Origin of the sequence: Xanthobacter sp. NM-59, from assembly GCF_021401125.1 — a bacterium.
Lineage (GTDB): Bacteria > Pseudomonadota > Alphaproteobacteria > Rhizobiales > Xanthobacteraceae > Xanthobacter.
Genome location: NZ_JACBFQ010000010.1, coordinates 193,297 through 211,190 on the forward strand (window position 1 = coordinate 193,297; position 17,894 = coordinate 211,190).

The 17,894-nt window shown below is 67.8% G+C and carries 19 protein-coding genes; 9 read left to right on the plus strand and 10 right to left on the minus strand.

All coding sequences use genetic code 11. The features are described 5' to 3' along the window. Positions 1 to 7: 7 nt before the first annotated feature. The 3 genes from phnD to L0966_RS17500 form a co-directional block, all read right to left on the minus strand. Positions 8 to 916, minus strand: coding sequence for a phosphonate ABC transporter substrate-binding protein (gene phnD / locus L0966_RS17490; RefSeq protein ID WP_234053250.1), 909 nt, complete (start codon positions 914 to 916; stop codon positions 8 to 10). Between the two features lie 212 nt (positions 917 to 1,128). Next, complete coding sequence (phnC, locus tag L0966_RS17495; protein ID WP_234053251.1) at positions 1,129 to 1,941, minus strand: phosphonate ABC transporter ATP-binding protein; 813 nt, start codon at positions 1,939 to 1,941, stop codon at positions 1,129 to 1,131. 445 nt (positions 1,942 to 2,386) lie between these two features. Beyond that, positions 2,387 to 3,370: a polysaccharide deacetylase family protein gene (locus tag L0966_RS17500; protein ID WP_234053252.1), complete on the minus strand. Its 984-nt coding sequence runs from the start codon at positions 3,368 to 3,370 to the stop codon at positions 2,387 to 2,389. 403 nt (positions 3,371 to 3,773) lie between these two features. Here L0966_RS17500 and L0966_RS17505 point away from each other — a divergent pair, with 403 nt between their 5' ends. The 6 genes from L0966_RS17505 to L0966_RS17530 all read left to right on the plus strand — a co-directional run bounded on the left by L0966_RS17505 (position 3,774) and on the right by L0966_RS17530 (position 9,903). Further along, positions 3,774 to 4,574: an SDR family oxidoreductase gene (locus L0966_RS17505; protein WP_234053253.1), complete on the plus strand. Its 801-nt coding sequence runs from the start codon at positions 3,774 to 3,776 to the stop codon at positions 4,572 to 4,574. 90 nt (positions 4,575 to 4,664) lie between these two features. Beyond that, entirely contained in the window at positions 4,665 to 5,513 is an 849-nt protein-coding gene (gene pdxY / locus L0966_RS17510; RefSeq protein ID WP_234053254.1) for a pyridoxal kinase PdxY, read from the plus strand. A 150-nt stretch (positions 5,514 to 5,663) separates the two neighbouring features. Next, entirely contained in the window at positions 5,664 to 6,566 is a 903-nt protein-coding gene (locus L0966_RS17515; protein WP_234053255.1) for a PhzF family phenazine biosynthesis protein, read from the plus strand. A gap of 353 nt (positions 6,567 to 6,919) precedes the next feature. Continuing rightward, positions 6,920 to 8,017, plus strand: coding sequence for an alkene reductase (locus tag L0966_RS17520; RefSeq protein WP_234053256.1), 1,098 nt, complete (start codon positions 6,920 to 6,922; stop codon positions 8,015 to 8,017). After that, a complete protein-coding gene (locus tag L0966_RS17525) occupies positions 8,014 to 8,766 on the plus strand; it encodes an NUDIX hydrolase (RefSeq protein ID WP_234053257.1) in 753 nt (250 codons plus the stop codon). The genes L0966_RS17520 and L0966_RS17525 overlap by 4 nt, the downstream gene beginning before the upstream one ends. Positions 8,767 to 8,931: 165 nt before the next feature. Then, entirely contained in the window at positions 8,932 to 9,903 is a 972-nt protein-coding gene (locus tag L0966_RS17530) for a hypothetical protein (RefSeq protein ID WP_234053258.1), read from the plus strand. Positions 9,904 to 9,951: 48 nt separating this feature from the next. On the opposite strand, the gene L0966_RS17535 is transcribed toward L0966_RS17530, so the two are convergent. Then, positions 9,952 to 10,167, minus strand: a complete 216-nt coding sequence (locus L0966_RS17535) for a Trm112 family protein (RefSeq protein WP_234053259.1) — start codon at positions 10,165 to 10,167, stop codon at positions 9,952 to 9,954. 132 nt (positions 10,168 to 10,299) lie between these two features. Next, the gene (locus tag L0966_RS17540; RefSeq protein WP_234053260.1) at positions 10,300 to 11,334 is read right to left on the minus strand and encodes an aspartate-semialdehyde dehydrogenase; all 1,035 of its coding nucleotides are present in this window, start codon (positions 11,332 to 11,334) and stop codon (positions 10,300 to 10,302) included. Positions 11,335 to 11,674: 340 nt separating this feature from the next. Between L0966_RS17540 and L0966_RS17545 the strand changes: the two genes are divergently transcribed. From L0966_RS17545 to cysW, 3 genes are all read left to right on the plus strand, one after another. Next, the gene (locus L0966_RS17545) at positions 11,675 to 11,974 is read left to right on the plus strand and encodes a hypothetical protein (protein WP_234053261.1); all 300 of its coding nucleotides are present in this window, start codon (positions 11,675 to 11,677) and stop codon (positions 11,972 to 11,974) included. Between the two features lie 289 nt (positions 11,975 to 12,263). After that, complete coding sequence (cysT, locus tag L0966_RS17550; protein WP_234053262.1) at positions 12,264 to 13,109, plus strand: sulfate ABC transporter permease subunit CysT; 846 nt, start codon at positions 12,264 to 12,266, stop codon at positions 13,107 to 13,109. Between the two features lie 2 nt (positions 13,110 to 13,111). Continuing rightward, on the plus strand, positions 13,112 to 13,975 hold the full coding sequence (gene cysW, locus L0966_RS17555) for a sulfate ABC transporter permease subunit CysW (protein WP_234053263.1): 864 nt from the start codon (positions 13,112 to 13,114) through the stop codon (positions 13,973 to 13,975). 309 nt (positions 13,976 to 14,284) lie between these two features. Here cysW and L0966_RS17560 read toward each other — a convergent pair whose 3' ends face one another. The 5 genes from L0966_RS17560 to L0966_RS22575 form a co-directional block, all read right to left on the minus strand. Then, entirely contained in the window at positions 14,285 to 14,593 is a 309-nt protein-coding gene (locus L0966_RS17560) for a lipopolysaccharide assembly protein LapA domain-containing protein (RefSeq protein ID WP_234053264.1), read from the minus strand. Positions 14,594 to 14,598: 5 nt separating this feature from the next. Then, complete coding sequence (locus L0966_RS17565) at positions 14,599 to 14,883, minus strand: integration host factor subunit beta (protein WP_234053265.1); 285 nt, start codon at positions 14,881 to 14,883, stop codon at positions 14,599 to 14,601. A 99-nt stretch (positions 14,884 to 14,982) separates the two neighbouring features. Further along, positions 14,983 to 15,954 carry a signal peptide peptidase SppA gene (sppA, locus tag L0966_RS17570; RefSeq protein WP_234053266.1) on the minus strand — a complete coding sequence of 324 codons (972 nt, stop codon included), beginning with the start codon at positions 15,952 to 15,954 and terminating at the stop codon, positions 14,983 to 14,985. A gap of 235 nt (positions 15,955 to 16,189) precedes the next feature. Continuing rightward, positions 16,190 to 16,630 carry an NUDIX domain-containing protein gene (locus tag L0966_RS17575; RefSeq protein ID WP_234053267.1) on the minus strand — a complete coding sequence of 147 codons (441 nt, stop codon included), beginning with the start codon at positions 16,628 to 16,630 and terminating at the stop codon, positions 16,190 to 16,192. A 6-nt stretch (positions 16,631 to 16,636) separates the two neighbouring features. Beyond that, complete coding sequence (locus tag L0966_RS22575; RefSeq protein WP_234053268.1) at positions 16,637 to 17,821, minus strand: GGDEF domain-containing protein; 1,185 nt, start codon at positions 17,819 to 17,821, stop codon at positions 16,637 to 16,639. Positions 17,822 to 17,894 lie beyond the last annotated feature (73 nt).

Sequence of the window (17,894 nt, forward strand, 5' to 3'; positions counted from 1 at the left end):
GCGGGGATCAGTTCTTCTGCTTGCGCAGGTTGTCGACGAAGGTGATCAGCTCCACCACCGGGGTGTAGGCTTCGTTGTCGACCGGCTGCCACATCTGCGACTTGCCTTCATAGATCTTGTCGAAGGCCGTCTTGTCGTTCTTGTCGATGGAGAAGAAGGCGTCGCGAATCTTCGCCTTCAGCTCCGGCGGCAGGGTGGAGAGATAGGCATAAGGCGAGTTCACGATCAGGTCGGACTTGTAGATGATCCGATAGTCGTCATACTTCGCCATGCCCTTGCGCTCCATGCGGCGCAGAGCGGATTCCTGGTCGTCGTTCCACCAGTTGAAGGCGGCGTCGCAGGTGCCCTGCTGCACGCCCAGCACCGCATTCTCATGCGAGCCGGCATAGACCACCTTACCGAAATATTCGTCCGGCTTGATGCCCATCTTGCTCATGGCGAAACGCGGCACATTGTTGCCCGAGGTGGAATTGGGGTCCACCAGGCAGATGTTCTTGCCCTTGAGATCCTCGATGGTCTTGTAGGGGCTGTCCTTCTTCACATAGAGCACCGAGTGGTAGCCCTTGGTGCCGTCGGCATTCACCTCGATGGCGAAGGCTTCCACCGGCACGCCGGTCTTCAGCGCGCGGGCGAAGGAGGCCGGGCCATAGGAGGCGATCTGGATGTTCCCGGCGCGCTGGCCCTCGATCACCGCCGCATAGTCGTTGGCGATGCGCAGCTTCACCGGAACGCCCAGCTCCTTGGTGAGGTAGTCCATCAGCGGCGCATAGCGCTCGGTGACGCCGGTGGCGTTCTCCGCCGGGATGATGGCGAAGGTGAGCTCCGGATACTTGGCCTTGTAGTCCTGCGCGGCGGCGGCGCCGGCCGAGAAGGTCAACGCGGCGGCGGCCGCGATCAGGGTACGACGGTTCAGCATGGTTCGGCTCCAGTCGAACGAAGAACAGGATGCGTGGGCGTGGTGCTTCACAGTGCGCGTGGGAAACGCATGATCCGCCACGCTCGCCCGGGCCTGCGGCCCCGGCGGAGTGCGGATCTCCGGCCGTGCTGGAAAACGGGTGTCGCGGCCGGTCGAGACCCGTCATCGGGCGCGGCGCCGTGAGGCCCGCGCGAAATTTCAAAGGGCGGCGATCAGGCCAGCGCGGTATCCGGAAGGGGCACGGGCGCCACCTTCGGGGCAGCGACAGGCGCGGCCTCCATCACCTCGCCGGCCTCCAGCCCGTACAGGTCGCGCGCCACCTCGTCGGTGAGTGCTTCGGGCGCGCCGTCGAACACCACACGGCCCTGGGCCATGCCCACCAGGCGATCGCAATAGGTGCGCGCGAGATCGAGGGAATGCAGGTTGCACAGCACCGTGATGCCGAAGTGCTTGTTGATGCGCAAAAGCGCATCCATCACGATCTTGGTGTTGCGCGGGTCGAGCGAGGCAATGGGCTCGTCGGCCAGGATGAGGCCCGGCTCCTGGGCCAGGGCGCGGGCGATGGCCACACGCTGCTGCTGGCCGCCGGAAAGGCTGTCGGCGCGCTGGGCCGCCAGCGCGGCGATATCGAACTGTTCGAGGGCCGAAAGGGCCACCGCCCGGTCCTCCCGGCTCCACATCTTGGTGAGCGCCCGCCAGGTGGGCACGGTGGCGAGCCGGCCCATCAGCACGTTGGTGAGCACGTCGAGACGGCCCACCAGGTTGAACTGCTGGAAGATCATGGCGGCCTGGGCGCGCCACTGGCGCAGCGCCGGTCCCTTGAGCGACGTCACGTCCTGCCCGTCGAACAGGATGCGGCCGCTGGAGGGATCCTGAAGGCGGTTGATCATGCGCAGGAGCGTGGACTTGCCCGCCCCGGAACGGCCGATGACCCCGACGAACGCCCCATGGGCGATCTGGAGATTCACATCGGACACCGCAGCCTTGTCGCCAAACCGGCGGCCGAGGCCCTCGATCACAAGCATCGGGTCACTCCATGCGTTTCGGAGGCCCTAATTCACCTGCGCAACACTCTTGTGACGGCTCAAAAGAATACTAACGCATACAGAAAAATCCCATTGTGCGGCGCACAGCGAATACAACTAAATGAGAAGGATTCCGGTAGTCTGACCGGTCTTCGCGCTGCAAAATGAAGCATTCGCGCCGCAGCATCGAATCCGCTTCTAATAGTTTCAGTTTTTGGTAACGTTAATCGGCACATCGATCCAGTGGGAGATGCCGATGATGTCGGACGTGCTCACCGTGTTTGAGACTTGCGCGGCCTTTGCCTTCATTGGCGCGGTCATCCTGGGCATGGTGTGAGGCCCGCCTCACGGCCTTCCGCGGACCCCCAAGACAAACAAGCCGGTCGGATCGATGATCGCGGCGCCGGGGAGGCCTCCTCCCCGGCGCTCGCGTGTGAGGCGCCGTTCAGCGCACCGGCAGGATGCGCTTGCCGCTGCGGGCGGCCTCGTCATAGACGCGGGTGTCGCCGGGCTTCAGGGAATAGCACGTATCGGCGATCACCGGCCGCCCCGCCGCCAGCAGATCGGACACCGTGACGAAGCGGTAGCCCTTGGCGCGCAAGGCCGGGATGAGGCGCTGCAGCGCCTCCGCCGTGTGCTTTCCACGGCCATTGGCGTGCATGAGAACGATGGAACCGGGCCGGATCTGCCGCAACATAGTGTCGGCCATCACCTTCGCGCCCAGCAAGGCGGGGTCGCCGGAATCCACGTCCCACTGGATGGCGAGGTGCCCGGTATCATTCACATAAGCGAGGGACTCGGCGCTGCACGAGCCATAAGGGAAGCGGAACAAAGTGGGCCGCGCCGGCACGGATGCGAGGCCGCAGCCCTGCGCCTGAGCGTCGGAGCGGCGCAGGGCATAGGCGATGTCCGCGTCATCCACCTGGCGCTGCATGGCCTCGCCGCTGCGCACCGTGAGATTGGCGTGGGACCAGGTGTGATTGCCCATCTCGAAGCCGGGGTCGGCAATGAGCTGCGCGCCGCGCTCGGGATGGCTCATCAGCCATTTGCCGCCCCCAAAAAAGGTCGCCGGAACGTCTTCGGTCCGCAGGTAATCGACGATGGCGCCATCATAGCCCGACCGCTCCGCCGAGGCCTCGCACAGATCGAACGTCAACGCCACCAGCTTCTGCCCCTGGGGCAGGTCCACCCGGCGAATGGAGCCGCGCAGCCCCGCCGGTACCGCGCTCGCCGGGGCCAGCGCCATCGAAGGCAGCGTGACCGGCTCGCCGCGCGGATGGGGCTCCACATTCTGTTCCCCCGGCCGGGCGGTGAGGGCGGATGGGGGATAGCAGGCCGGGCCGGCCGCCCAAGCGCCCCCTCCTCCCGCGACGAGGGCTGCGGACAGTGCGGCACAGGCGGCCAGGCGGCGGACGACGGAATGAGACACGGGCGAAACTCGTCGCAGGAGGAAAACAGGTCGTGGAACTTTGCGTGGAGCCGGCACGGCCGGCGCCGGGGCCCCTGAAAGCAAACGCCCGGCGCATGGCGAAAAGACGCCCATGAAACGGCTCCGATCAGAAGGCGCCCATCACCCGCGGCGGATGCCCCGCGCTGGGACGATGGAAAAGGCCGCCGGCTAAATTTCGGCCGACCTCGCGCTTTCTCCTAGATCCGCCCTCCCCTGCGCCGCAAGGATGGCGTCCGCATTTTCCGCGCGCTGTTGCATGTGCACAACCCATGCGCTTCATGCACCTTTGGTCGCATGGAACGGCGCTGCGGGGCGGCTGCGCCCTCGGCTAGACTGGCGCACCGGCGGGTGCCCGCCGCCTCAGCGTATGGAGGATGCCGCGTTGCCGAAGGAGACCCCCGCCCCGCCCGCAGAGCGCTTCGCCGTGGTCACCGGCGCATCGAGCGGCATCGGCCTCGCCCTCGCCAAGCGCCTGGCGCAACGCGGCTATGACCTGGTGCTGGTGGGTCGCGACATGGACCGCCTCCATGGTGCGGCGGGGGAGATCGCCGCCCTCGACCGGCGGGTCGCCATCCGGCAGGTGGACCTTTCAGACCCCTATGCGCTCGAGGAATTCGCTGCCGACCTCATCACCCAGGTGCCGGACGTGCTGGTGAACAATGCGGGCTTCGGCGCCTATGGCCACTTCGCCGACATCGATCCCGGCCTCTCGCTCAACATGATCGACACCAACGTCGTCGCCCTGACGCGGCTCACCGCCGCCGTGCTGCCCGGCATGCGTGCCCGTGGCTCCGGCCACATTCTCAACGTGGCCTCCACCGGCGCCTTCGCGCCGCTGCCGTTTTCCGCGGTCTATGGCGCCACCAAGGCCTATGTGCTGAGCTTTTCCGAGGCGGTGGCGGAGGAGCTGAAGGGCAGCCCCGTCACCATCACCGCCCTGTGCCCGGGGCCCACCGAAACCCGCTTCTTCGATCGCGCCGGGTGGGATGGCACCCGCCTGTTCAAGGGCCCCATGACCAGCGTGGAGGAGGTGGCGGAGCGTGGCATCAAGGCCATGGAGGCCGGCCGGCGCGTGACCGTGGTGGGTCTCCTCAACAAGCTGATGATCTTCGCCATCCGCCTAGCCCCGCGCCGGCTGGTGAGCGAGGCCACACGCTTCATGCTGGCCTCGCGCCGGCGCTGACAGCACGCGGGACGGCCCGCGAATTCATTTGTCCCGCGCCGCCGGCGGGAGTAACGGCGGGCGGAGCTTTCTCCTGCGCCGGCCGAGGTCATGAATCTCCTGTCCATCCAGTCCCATGTCGCCTACGGGCATGTGGGCAACGCTTCCGCCGTCTTCCCGCTCCAGCGCCTGGGTGTGGAGGTGTGGCCCATCCACACCGTCCAGTTCTCCAACCACACCGGCTATGGCGCCTGGCGCGGCCAGGTGTTCGAGGCGGCGGCCATCTCCGATCTGGTGGAAGGCATCGCCGAGCGCGGGGCCCTGCCCCGCTGCGACGGCGTGCTGTCCGGCTACATGGGATCGGCGGATATCGGCGCCGCCATTCTCGACGCGGTGGAGCGGGTGCGCGCGGCCAATCCCCAGGCCAATTACTGCTGCGACCCGGTCATTGGCGACGTGGGCCGGGGCATCTTCGTGCGGCCCGGCATTCCGGAATTCATGCGCGAACGGGCCGTTCCCGCCGCCGACGTCATCACGCCGAACCAGTTTGAGCTGGAGCTGCTGTCCGGGCACGCGGTGGCGGACCTGGCAGACGCCCGCGCCGCCTGCGACCTTCTCCACCGGGCCGGGCCGAAGGTGATCCTGGTGACCAGCCTGCACACGCGGGAGACGCCCAAGGACGCCATCGACCTGCTCGCCTCCGGTCCCGACGGCCGCTTCCTGGTGCGCACCCCGCGCCTCGACGTGTCGCTGAACGGGGCGGGTGACGCCATCGCGGCCCTGTTCTTCTTCCACGTGAAGCGCACCGGCAGCGCCGCCCAGGCGCTGGGCGCCGCCGCATCCTCCATTTTCGGCCTGCTGGAGCGGACCGAAAAAGCACACTCCCGGGAATTGCTGCTGGTCGAGGCCCAGGACGAGTTCGTGAAGCCCTCCAAGGTCTTCACGCCCATGACGGTCTGAGGCAAAGTCGGGGCGCCGGACACGGGAGGGGCGCCCCGGGGCCACGGCCACGCGCTCCCCATCACGTCGGCGGACCCTGAACCGGACCCCGTGGCCGTCCCTGGATGCCCGTGGACCCCTGTTGGCTCTCTTGGACCCTTGGACCCTGCCATGCCGCGCCGCTACGTGACGCTGGACGTCTTCACCACCCGCCCCTTCGGCGGCAATCCCCTCGCCGTGGTGCTGGACGCCTCTGGCCTCGACGACGCGGCCATGCAGCAGATCGCCCGCGAGTTCAACCTGTCCGAAACGGTGTTCGTGCTGCCCCCGCGCGACAAGTCCCACCGCGCGCGCATCCGCATCTTCACCGTAGCCCATGAAATGCCCTTCGCCGGCCACCCCACCGTGGGTGTCGCCGTGCTGCTCGGCCTCGAGGACAAAATCGAGAAGGGCACCATGCAGATCGAGCAGCCCATCGGCACCGTCACCTGCTCGGTGACCACCGAGGGCGCCGGCTCCCGCAAGGGCACCGCGGTGTTCACCGTGCCGCGCCGGGCCGGACTCGAAACCGCCGACATTTCCCGCGAGGCCTGCGCGGAAGCGCTCAATCTCGACCCGTCCGACATCGGCTTCGACGCCCACCGGCCGGTGGTGGCCTCCGCCGGCGTGCCGTTCCTGTTCATCCCCCTGGCGAACCTCACCGCCTTGGCGCGCGCCAGGCCGGACGAAGGGGCCTCCATCGCCGGCATCGGCGCGTTCGGGGATGCGGTATTTCTCTACACCGTGGACGAGGAGGGCGACGCCGATTACCGCGCCCGCATGTTCTCCCCCGGCCTGGGCACCGTGGAGGACCCGGCCACGGGCGCCGCGGCCGCCGCCTTCCCCACCGTGCTCATGGACGCGGAAACCCGTGTCGACGGCCACCACAAGGTGCGCATCGACCAGGGCTTCGAGATGGGCCGCCCCAGCCGCATCGACCTCGGCTTCACGGTGAAGGGTGGCGCCCTGGTGGACGGCACCACGACCATCGGCGGCGGCGCCGTGCTGGTGGCCGAAGGCGTGCTGCACATCTGACGCGCCTTCGCGCCAGCGTTGCGAAGCTGCGCGGCGGTGCCCCAGCACCCACATTCGCGCCTGCCCGCTCTATCCGCCCCGGCTCCGGCCGCAGGACAGGCCTGCCCTCGCGCGGCCTGTCTGTCGCCGCCATGCCGCGCAGCAGGACAAGCGCCGCAGGACGGGTCAACGCCTTCAAATCACATACTCATGAGCAAACCTCATGAGTTCCATTTGAAATAAAGCGGAGCCGAAATGACTGAATCGGCGACCGACGGGGCCGTGGCCCCCTTGGCGTGGGCGCGGGGGTGCCTATGTTCGCCGCATCGCATCATCCCGCCCGCCATTCGCGGGCCTTTCCGAAGGGGATCTTCATGACTGCGAGCACCCCGTCCCTGTTCGACACGTATCGCCTGGGCGACATCACCCTGTCCAATCGCGTCGTCATGGCGCCGCTCACCCGCAATCGCGCTTTGCCGGGCTTCGTGCCCAGCGAGCTGGCCATTGAATATTATGCCCAGCGGGCGAGCGCCGGCCTCATCGTCTCCGAGGCGTCGCAGATCAGCCAGCAGGGCCAGGGCTATCAGGACACCCCCGGCATCTATACCGACGAGCAGGTGGCCGCCTGGCGCAAGATCACCGATGCCGTGCACGCCAAGGGCGGGCACATGGTGATCCAGCTCTGGCATGTGGGGCGGGTTTCCCACACCTCACTGCAGCCCGGCGGCGCAGCGCCGGTGGCGCCCTCGGCCATTTCCTCGGGCGGCAAGACCTTCGTCAACAACACCTTCACCGACACCTCGACGCCCCGCGCGCTCGACGTCTCCGAGATCCCCGGCATCCTGGCCGACTATCGCCGCGCGGCGGCCAACGCCATCAAGGCCGGCTTTGACGGGGTCGAGATCCACGCCGCCAACGGCTATCTCATCGACCAGTTCCTGAAGGACGGCGCCAACCACCGCACCGACGCTTATGGCGGCTCCATCGAGAACCGCTCGCGCTTCCTGCTGGAGGTGACGGACACCATCGTCAGCGAGATCGGCGCCAAGCGCACCGGCATCCGCCTGTCCCCCGTCTCGCCCGCCAACGGCATTTCCGACAGCGCGCCCCAGCCGCTCTTCAACCATGTGGTGGAAGAGCTGGAAAAGCGGCACCCGGTCTATATCCACGTGGTGGAGGGCGCCACCGGCGGCCCGCGTGACGTGGCGCCAGACTTCTCCTTCGAGGAGCTGCGCAAGCGCTATAGCGGCACCTGGATGGTGAATAACGGCTACGACCTGAACCTCGCCACCAAGGTGGTGGCCGAGCGCAAGGCGGATCTGGTGGCCTTCGGCCGCCCCTTCATCGCCAATCCGGACCTGGTGGAGCGCCTGCGCCGCGACGCCCCCTGGAACGAGCTCGACCGCGACACCCTCTATGGCGGCGGCGCCAAGGGCTACCTGGACTACCCGACCCTGGACAGCGCGGCGTGAGCGCCGACGCCGTCTGGGGAACCATCACGCACGAGGATCGGCGCATCGCGCCGGTCCTTTCCCTCTCGCTCACCCTGGAAGCCGGCGGCTGGCCCGAGGCCGATGCCCGGCGGGATGAGATCGCGGCGCATTTCGCCGCCCGGCAGGCCGCCAACCCGCATCTGTGGAATGGCGACATCCTTCTGCTGCGCTCCCATCGCTTCGGGCAGGGCCATCTGGAAGGCCGCGTGCGGCAGACGGATTTCGCCTCCTTCCTGTGGTGGCGCGACCAGGGCTGGCCCGATCTCGGCATGGTCAACATCTTCGCCCTGGCCGCCCTCGAAGGCGCGGACGGCGGCTTTCTGATGGGGGTGATGGGCGCCCAGACCTCGTCCGCCGGGCGCATCTATTTTCCCGGCGGCACGCCCGACCTCTCCGACCTGACGGCGGACGGGCACTTGGACCTCGAAGCCTCCCTGTGGCGCGAGCTTCAGGAGGAAACGGGGCTGTGCCGCGCCGATATGGGCCATGACGGCGGCTTCATCGCCGTGTTCGACGGGCCACGCCTGGCGCTGCTGCGCCGGCTGGTTCTGCCCCAGGGCGCGCAGGATGCGGCCGGGCGCATCCGCGCTTTCCTTGCCGATGACCCCATGCCCGAGCTGAGCGACATGGCCATCGTCCGCAACGTCAAGGACATCTCGCCGCAGATGGCGCCGTTCGCGGTGGCGTATATGCGCCATCGGTGGGACATCGCGTCGCCGGCATCGTGACCGGTGGCGGGGTCCCGCGCGCGGAAACCCGCGTGCGAACGAGAGAGGCGAGACTCGCACATGATGGACACGGACGCGCGGCCGGCGCAGAGGCAGCGACTTCAAGGGCTGCGGGTTGGGCGACAGGCCCGGCCGACGATCTTCGGCAAAGGCGCGCGGGCGCTGATGAGCCGCGTCTGCGGCCTGGGCGCGCTGGTGGCCGCCGCGACCCTGCTGGCCAGCCCCTCCCACGCCGAGCCCGCATGGAGCGAGCTCCAGGGCCGCGTGCAGGGCACCTCCTATGGCGAGGCCGGCGGCATCGCGGTGTTCGTGCTCGGCTGCGGCCAGGGCACCGACCCGTTCGTGCAGGCGCCCCTGCCCGCCGGCGTGCGCCCGCGCGCCGGCCGCAGCACCACCTTCTACCTCGCGGTCGATGGCAAGCGCTTCGCCGTGCGCGGCCGCATCGTGGTCGACGACAAGGCAGAAGGCGGGCCGCGCGGCGCCGTGGTGGCGCCCGTGCATCTGGACGACGCGCTCGTGAAGGCCCTCACCACCGGCAAGCGCCTCACCCTCGGCAAGGGCGAAGCCAAGGAGGGCGAGCTTTCCATTCCGCTGGAGGGGGGCACGGCCCTGCTCGCCAAGGCGGTGACCACTTGCGGTGGCCCGGCGCCCGCTAAGCCCGACTCCAGCGCCAAACCTGAGGCAGGCGCCAAGCCTGATTCCAGCGCCAAGCCCGAAGCGGCCGCGCCCGCTCCGCAGGCTGCGGAAGCCCGGCCCGCACCGGCACAGGCGCCCGCCGAGGCGGCCAAGCCGGGGCGCGCCGGGGTGCCGGCGGCCCGCGACATCGCGGCCGCGATCTTCGTCGATCCGGCGGAAGGCCAGCGGGTGGCGGACAAGCTGAAGATTACGCCGGTGGACCTCAACGGCGACGGCGCGCCGGAGGCCATCATCACCCTCAACGATCCCACCTGGTGCGGCGACACCGGCTGCACCTGGTTCGTGGTGGACCTTTCCGGCAAGCCGCGGGTGATGGGCCAGTTCATCGGCCTCGGCCTTGCCCCCGGCAAGGACAGCAATGACGGCTGGCGGGACCTGTCGCTGAAGACCCCCGGCGGCGGCTCCGAGCGCATGTACTACAAGGACGGCACCTACCATTGAGGGACGCGGGCGAGGCCCTGCCGGCCTCGCCGCCCGAAGGCGCGGCCTTCAGTTGTTGTTGAGCTCGGCCTCTTCGAGGGGCCGGGCATCGTCGGCGAGCATGATCGGGATGCCGTCGCGGATGGGATAGGCCAGCCGCGCCGCCCGCGAGATCAGCTCCTGGCGCTCGCGATCATATTCAAGCGGCCCCTTGGTGAGAGGGCACACGAGGATTTCGAGGAGCTTGGGGTCCACTTCCTGGCCGGAACGCTGGGACTGGGGCATGGCTTTCACCTTGAAGGACTCCCGCCGCGAACGCCGCGCGGCGTCGCAGGAGTGGCAAAGGCTTGAACAGGCGGCCGGCCGAAGCCGGGCCAAACGAAAACGGCCCTCCGGGGAGGGCCGTTCCGGTTGAGGTCACGCAGCCTGGCGGCGGGGCGTGATGAGCTTGCGGTTCACCAGAACCTCGGCGATCTGCACCGCGTTCAGGGCCGCGCCCTTGCGCAGATTGTCGGAGACGCACCAGAAATTGATGCCGTTCTCCACCGTCGGGTCGTCGCGCAGACGCGAGATGTAGGTGGCATCCTCGCCGGCCGCCTCGTGCGGGGTGGCATAGCCACCGGGCTCGCGGGTATCGACCACCAGGATGCCCGGAGCCTCGCGCAGGATCTTGCGCGCGTCCTCCGCGGACAGTTCCTTCTCGAACTCCACGTTCACCGCCTCGGAATGGGAGATGAAGACCGGCACACGCACGCAGGTGGCGGTGAGCTTGATCTTGGGGTCGAGAATCTTCTTGGTCTCGGCCACCATCTTCCACTCTTCCTTGGTCGAGCCGTCATCGAGGAAGACGTCGATCTGGGGAATGAGGTTGAAGGCGATGCGCTTGGGGAACTTCTTCGCTTCCACGGGATCGGAAACGAAGATGGCCCGGGTCTGCGTGAACAGCTCGTCCATGGCGTCCTTGCCGGCGCCGGAGACGGACTGGTAGGTGGAGACCACCACGCGCTTAATGGTGGCGGCGTCGTGCAGGGGCTTCAGCGCCACCACGAGCTGCGCCGTGGAGCAGTTCGGGTTGGCGATGATGTTCTTCGCCTTGAAGCCGGTGATGGCGTCGGCATTCACTTCCGGAACGATCAGCGGCACGTCCGGATCGGTGCGCCACTGGGAGGAATTGTCGATGACCACGCAGCCCTGCGCGCCGATCTTCGGCGCCCATTCCTTCGACACCGAGCCGCCGGCCGACATCAGGCAGATGTCGGTGTCGGAGAAGTCGTAAGTGTCGAGCGCCTTCACCTTCAGGGTTTTGTCGCCAAACGAGACCTCGGTGCCCTGCGAGCGGCGCGATGCGAGTGCAACCACCTCGTCCGCGGGGAAGCCCCGCTCGGCGAGGATCGAGAGAATCTCCCGGCCCACGTTGCCCGTGGCGCCGACGACGGCGACCTTGTAACCCATAAATCATCCTCGGGATTGCCGGCCGAGGGCCATGAACGACCCCGCCGGTGAACGCGCCTTTTATGACGAACGCGCGCGCGATTCAATTACACCGAATCAAATAGGCAGCCGAACGTTTTTCACAAGGACGGCCCGGCACGCGGCTTCGGCGCGCCGCCCAAAGAGCGGCGAAAACGCTCGGGAAGGTGGCGGCAATGTGTTGCCACCTCGCCACGGGGGAAGATTCTCCCGTCGGAACACACCCCGCGCCGCTGACGTTTCCTTGCGCAAGGCAGCCAAGTGCCCTAATCGAAGCTAGACGGCAGATGTTTTCGGAAAGTGCCGTTTCCAGGAGGGTCCCATGCGTTTCGCGCCGCTTCACACCCTTGCCACCGCGTTGGCCGTTGCGCTCGCGGGCACGGTGGCGGTTGCCGGCTCTGCCGATGCGCAGACCACCAAGAAGCGCACCAAGGTTACCATCGAGCAGCGCTCGTACCTCAATCCGGGCAATGTGGTGAAGCCGGGCTCGAAGTCGTATCTCGATTACGCTTTGCCCATGAACTACAATTTCCCGAATTATCAGGGCTCCGGCGTTGGCCCCGGCCCCATCACCGGCATCCGCTGGCCGCTGCCCGGCCCGTTCGACCTGCCGGGCTACTGAGCGCCCGAGTCTGGCCGCAGCCGCTCGGCAGCTCCGCCCGCGGCAAATCGGGGGCGAGCACTGCGAGACAGGACGGCGAGGGGGAAGGGCCGGCCCTTAGGCGCGGCCCTTTTTCGGGCTCAAATTACACATAATTATAGTGTTTTATTATAACTTTACAGAAGTTGGATGACATTTACGGAAAATCACGGTATAAAATGTCATCCACGGTGGTGAGGATGGGCGACCCGTTGAAGGGCCGCGCCGCAGGCCGCCCGCCCGGCCCCAACCATCCAGTTTCCGGCTTCCCATGCGATTGTCCCTTGGCCTTTCCCGTCCCACCGTCATTCCTGGCTTTCGCCTGTCTCTGGGCCTGACGCTGGCCTATCTCGGGCTTATCGTTCTTCTGCCCATCGCCGCCCTCCTGTTGAAATCGGCCGATGTCGGGCTGGCCCGCTACATTGCCATCATCACCTCGCCGCGCACGCTGGCCTCGTTCCAGGTCACCTTCACCACCGCGGCGGCCGCCACCCTTTTCAATGCGGTCTATGGCCTGGCCCTGGCCTGGGTGCTGGTGCGCTACGAGTTTCCGGGAAAGCGGCTGCTGGACGCCCTGGTGGACGTGCCCTTCGCCCTGCCCACGGCGGTGGCCGGCCTGGCGCTGACCACGCTGTTCGCGAAAAACGGCTGGTTCGGCGCGCCGCTGGCGGAGCTGGGCATCCAGGTGGCGTATGCACCCGCGGGCATTGCCTGCGCCATGGCGTTCACCTCCATCCCGTTCGTGGTGCGCACCGTTCAGCCGGTGCTGGAGGATCTGGAACCTGAGCTGGAGGAGGCCGCCGCCACCCTCGGCGCCACTGACGGGTACATCTTCAGATCGGTGATCTTCCCAGCGCTGTTCCCCGCCTTCCTGGCAGGCGCGTCCCTGGCCTTTGCCCGCTCCCTGGGCGAGTTCGGGGCCGTGGTGTTCATCGCCGGCAACCAGCCCTTCCGGACCGAGATCGTGGCGCTGCTCACCTATATCCGGCTTGAGGAATATGACTATTCCGCCGCCGCCGCCATCGCGGTGACGCTGCTGGCTGTCGCCTTTGTGATGCTGCTGGTGGTCAACCTCATCCAGGCCTGGCATCAGCGCCACACGGTGGGGGAGGAGTGAGCATGGCCCGGCCGACCAACCGCTATCGGGTGCGGGTGGGCGACGCGCCCGCCTTCCGCCGCACCATTACGGCCCTGGTTCTGGCGACGACGGCGCTGGTGCTGCTGGCGCCCCTGTCAATCATCTTCGCGGAGGCGTTCCGCAGGGGCCTTGGCCCCTATCTGGAAGCCCTGGCCCGGCCGGATACGCTGCACGCCATGGGACTCACCGTGTTCGCCGCCCTGGTGTGCGTGCCAGTGAACGTGGCGTTCGGCATCGCCGCCGCCTGGACCGTCACCAAGTTCACCTTTCCCGGCCGCAGCCTGCTGCTGGCCCTGGTGGAGCTGCCTTTCTCCATCTCGCCCATCATCGCTGGCGTCGCCTATCTGTTCGTCTATGGCGCGCAGGGGCTGCTGGGGCCGTTCCTGGCGGAACACGATATCAAGATCATGTTCGCGGTGCCGGCCATCATCCTCGCCAGCCTGTTCGTCACGGCCCCATTCGTGGTGCGCGAGCTGGTGCCGCTGATGATGGCCCAGGGCCGCGACCAGGAGGAAGCCGCCGTGAGCCTGGGCGCTTCCGGCTTCCAGACGCTGCGGCTGGTGACCTTGCCCAATGTGAAGCTGGCGCTGCTCTATGGCGCGGCCTTGTGCAATGCGCGGGTGATGGGCGAGTTCGGCGCCGTTTCCGTGGTGTCCGGCAACATCCGCGGCCAGACCTCCACCCTGCCCCTGCAGATTGAGCTGCTCTACCAGGACAGCCAGGTGCTGGCCGCCTTCGCGGCGGCAACCGTGCTGGCAGGTGTCGCCCTGTTCACGCTGGTGGCCAAGTTCCTGATCGAGCGCGCGCAGGCCGCCCGCGCGGCCGCGAGCCTGGAAGACGCATAGGGCGCATCAGCGCTCGAGGAACGCGCCAGCTCCGACCACCAGCGCGGGCACCTGAGCCGCGTCGGCGCCTCCGGACGTGGTCACCGGCTGGGGATGCCCGAAGCCCCAGGCGCAGGCAATTCGGTGCCGCGATCGGTCTCCAGCGGATTGCGCGTGGAGCCGCCAGGGCGCGTTCGAGCGAGCGGGGACGCCGGTTGGCCCCGGAAGGCGGTCAGGTCGACAGCGAGAACGTCGCCCCGAATCGCGCGAAACACGGACATGCTCACGGCCCCAGGGCTCCGCCAGCCGCCGGAAACTCCGCACTGCGTCTTAGCCGCGCGGCGCCGGCAGGCTCAGGCCATCAGCGCGGGGAGCGGCGGCCTTCTGCTCGCGGCGGGCCATGCGGGCCTCGCGGCGGAAGCGGCCCTGGCGCACCCAGGTGACGGCCCCCCCGAGGATCACGCCCACCAGCAGCGAGGCGAAGATGACCGCGTAGAGCGGCACCGTCGCAGCCAGCACCGGAGAGTTGGGTGAGAACGGGTCGAGGGAGACCAGGACTTCTCGCCGGTTGGCCACCGCGAGCGCGATGATCAGGACCGAGAAGGGCAGGCCGATGAGAATGGACAGGACTCGCGTCACGAAAACTACTTTCCGTCGTTGAGACGCTCGCGCATCTCCTTGCCCGTCTTGAAATAGGGCACGGTCTTTTCGCTCACGTCCACCTGTTTGCCGGTGCGCGGGTTGCGCCCCACGCGGGCCTCGCGCTTCTTCACGGAAAAGGCGCCGAAGCCGCGCAGCTCCACCCGGTCGCCCCGCTCCAGAGCGGAGACGATCTGTTCCAGGATGGCGTTGACGATGTTTTCCACATCCCGCTGGTACAGGTGCGGATTGGTTTCGGCGATTTTTTGAACGAGTTCGGACTTGATCATGATGGCTTCACTTCCCCTCACGACCGATCCGCAAGGAGCGGTGCAGACGTTTTGATTTGAAGGAAAATCGCGACCGAAATTTAAAGGTCTGCACCCCGATCATCTCTCGGCCGGAGGTTGCCAGACGGCCAACAGGCCGTCAAGCTGGACGCGATCGAGGGCTTGGCGAGTGGCGGCGGAGAAAATCGCAGCAAGCTGGGGCAGGCCGACCGCGTCAAGGGCGGCGCGGCCCATGCCGAGCAGCCAGCCGAACTCGCTGCCCACCTGGCCGGTGCTCCAGGTCCGCACCTTCAGCTTTTCGGAAACCCCCTTCTCCCGGGCGAGCCAGGCGCGCGCGGTGCGCTCGTCGCCGATCTCGTCCACGAGCTGGAGCTCAAGCCCCTGGTGCCCGGTGAAGACCCGCCCGTCGGCGACGGTCGCCAGGCGGTTGTCGGACAGCTTGCGGCGCTCGCCCACCAGCCCCTTGAACCAGGCGAAGCTGTCAGCCACCAGCGATTCCACTGCCGCGCGGGCTTCCGGCGTCACCGGCGTATAGGGATTGGGAGAGGCCTTGAGGGGGGAGGACTTGATGTCCTCCATGGTCACGCCCACCGTCTTCAAAAGCTCGGTGACGTTGGGAAACTGGTAGATGACACCCACCGACCCCACCAGCGCGTTGCGCTGGGCGATGATGTGATCCGCCCCAAGTGCGGCGATATAGGCGCCCGAAGCGCCCACGCCTTCCACCACCGCCACCACCGGCTTTTTCGCGGCCAGCCGGCGTAGGGCGTCATAGAGCTGCTCGGAGCCGGTGACCGTTCCGCCGGGGCTATCGATGGCGAGAATGACCGCCTGCGCCTGCGAGCGCGCAATCTCGTCCAGCATCTCCACCCGCGGCCGGTCATTGCGGATGATTCCGCCGATGACCACGCGCGCCACATGGGGGCTGCCCGTGGACAGCCCGCGGCCGGCGACCATGCCGATGCCCACCGCCAGCAGCGCCACCACCGCGAGCACGCCCACCACGCGCCAGAAGGTGACCTTCCGGCGCAGCCTGCGGCGATCCACGATCTGGTCGGCGTCGAGGGACATCGGGGCCTCCTGCCTTCACCCTGCGGAACCGCGCCCTTCGGTCCGGCGCCAGGACGGAAGACCAAGCAGCGGCGGGGACATGCAAACGCATCCGGGAGTTTGACGCGCTCCGATTGGACTTAAGGGGGTGCGCCCGCCTTGGCAAGCGGCGCGGCCCCGGCACCGGGAGGGCGCGGCGTCCACCAGAGCACCCTCGAATGCGGAAAACGCCTGCGCTGAACGGCCGGACGCCTTTCTACCACTCCTCCGCCAGCGGCATTCCAGCGCGCCATTCGGCGATGCGCCGCAGAGTGGCCGGCGTCACTTCCCGTGGCAGGTCATCGAGCGGGAAGAAGGAGGCAGCTACGATTTCGGCGTTGGGCCTGAAGGGAGCCCCTGCGCGCACCCGCCCGCGAAAGCAGGCCACATGGTCGCGCCCACCATAGGCCGGGTGGAAAAAGAGGCCGTGCAGCTCCAGCGCCCCCTCCACCTCGGCCCGGGTTTCCTCCCGCAGCTCCCGATGGGCGGCCGCCAGGGCGCTCTCGCCCACATCCACGCCGCCCCCGGGCAGGTGCCAGCCGGGGGTGTAGCTGTGCTTCACCAGCAGCAGCCGGTCATCGCCATCCATGCCGAGCACCCGCACCCCGAGGGTGAGGCCATGGCGCATGCGGCGCACGAGGGGGAGAAACGGAACCATGACCGACTATAGCGCATCCACCTCCGCCGCGGCATGGCCCCTGGAGGCGAGCACCACCCGGTTGCGGCCGCCCCGCTTGGCCGCGTAAAGAGCCTCGTCGCAACAGCGGATCGTGTGGTCGATGTTCGCGGGCTCGCCCGGCACGATGAGCGCACAGCCGATGCTGACCGAGCAGGCGAGCTCCGGCGCCGACGGCACGGCGAGCGCCTGGACCGCGGCCCGGATCCGCTCCGCCGCCGCGACCACGCCATCGCCGTCGCCCGCATCACGCAGCAGCAAGGCGAATTCCTCGCCACCCAGGCGGCCGAAAATGTCGGCCGAGCGGGCACAGCGGGCAATGCTGGCCGCGAGCTGCCGCAGCACGAGGTCACCCACCGGGTGGCCATAGGTGTCGTTGATGCGCTTGAAATGGTCCACGTCCAGCAGCAGCAGCGCCAGCGGCCGGCCGCTGGCCGTGGCCTCGGTGATGGCCGCGCCCGCCGCGTCGAAGAAGGACCGGCGGTTGAGGATGCCGGTCAGCGCGTCGGTGGTGGCCGCGATGCGCAATTGCTGCTCGTCCTGCTCCTTCATCAGCAGCAGAAAGCCGACGCCACCCGCCACCGCATAGGCATACATGACGATGAGGCCCTGCATCTGGAGCATATTGTTGTCCAGCACCGAGCTCTGCTGCAGGAAGCCCGCATAGGCCCGCAGCAGGAACGTCACCGCCAGGGCCAGGAAGAAGACGGCCATGGTCCATTGCAGGCGCGAGGCGCCGCGCGCCAGCACCACAGCGGCCGGCGCGAACAGGGCCGCCACCGTCAGCCCCGCCACACCCACCAGCTGGCCCGGTGTCGCCGCCACGAAAGTGATGGCAAGGCTGCCCACCGTCGCCACCGCCAGCGTCACGGGCGCCAAGCCGACGCCGCGGGTGCGCAGCGCGACGATGGTCAGGATCTCCAGGGCAAAGCCGAAATACATCAGCGAATTGGCGAGATTGATGGACAGCCAGGGCGAAAGCTCGCCGCGAAAGCCGATCAGCAGGCAGCCCAGCGCCTGAAGCATGCGCGCGGCGATGAAGCGGTGCACCAGGGCGCGCTCCGCCCCATGCTGGCGATAGACCAGCAGCATCACGCAGGCCACCACATGGGTGATGAACAGGAGCCGAAAGAGGGTCCGCAGCTCAAAGGGCCCGAAGAAGTCGAACGCCACGGCCGTCACCACACCTGTTTACCAGGCGACCCCGACACGACAACGGCTCCGGCTTGCGCACCCATCGGACCAA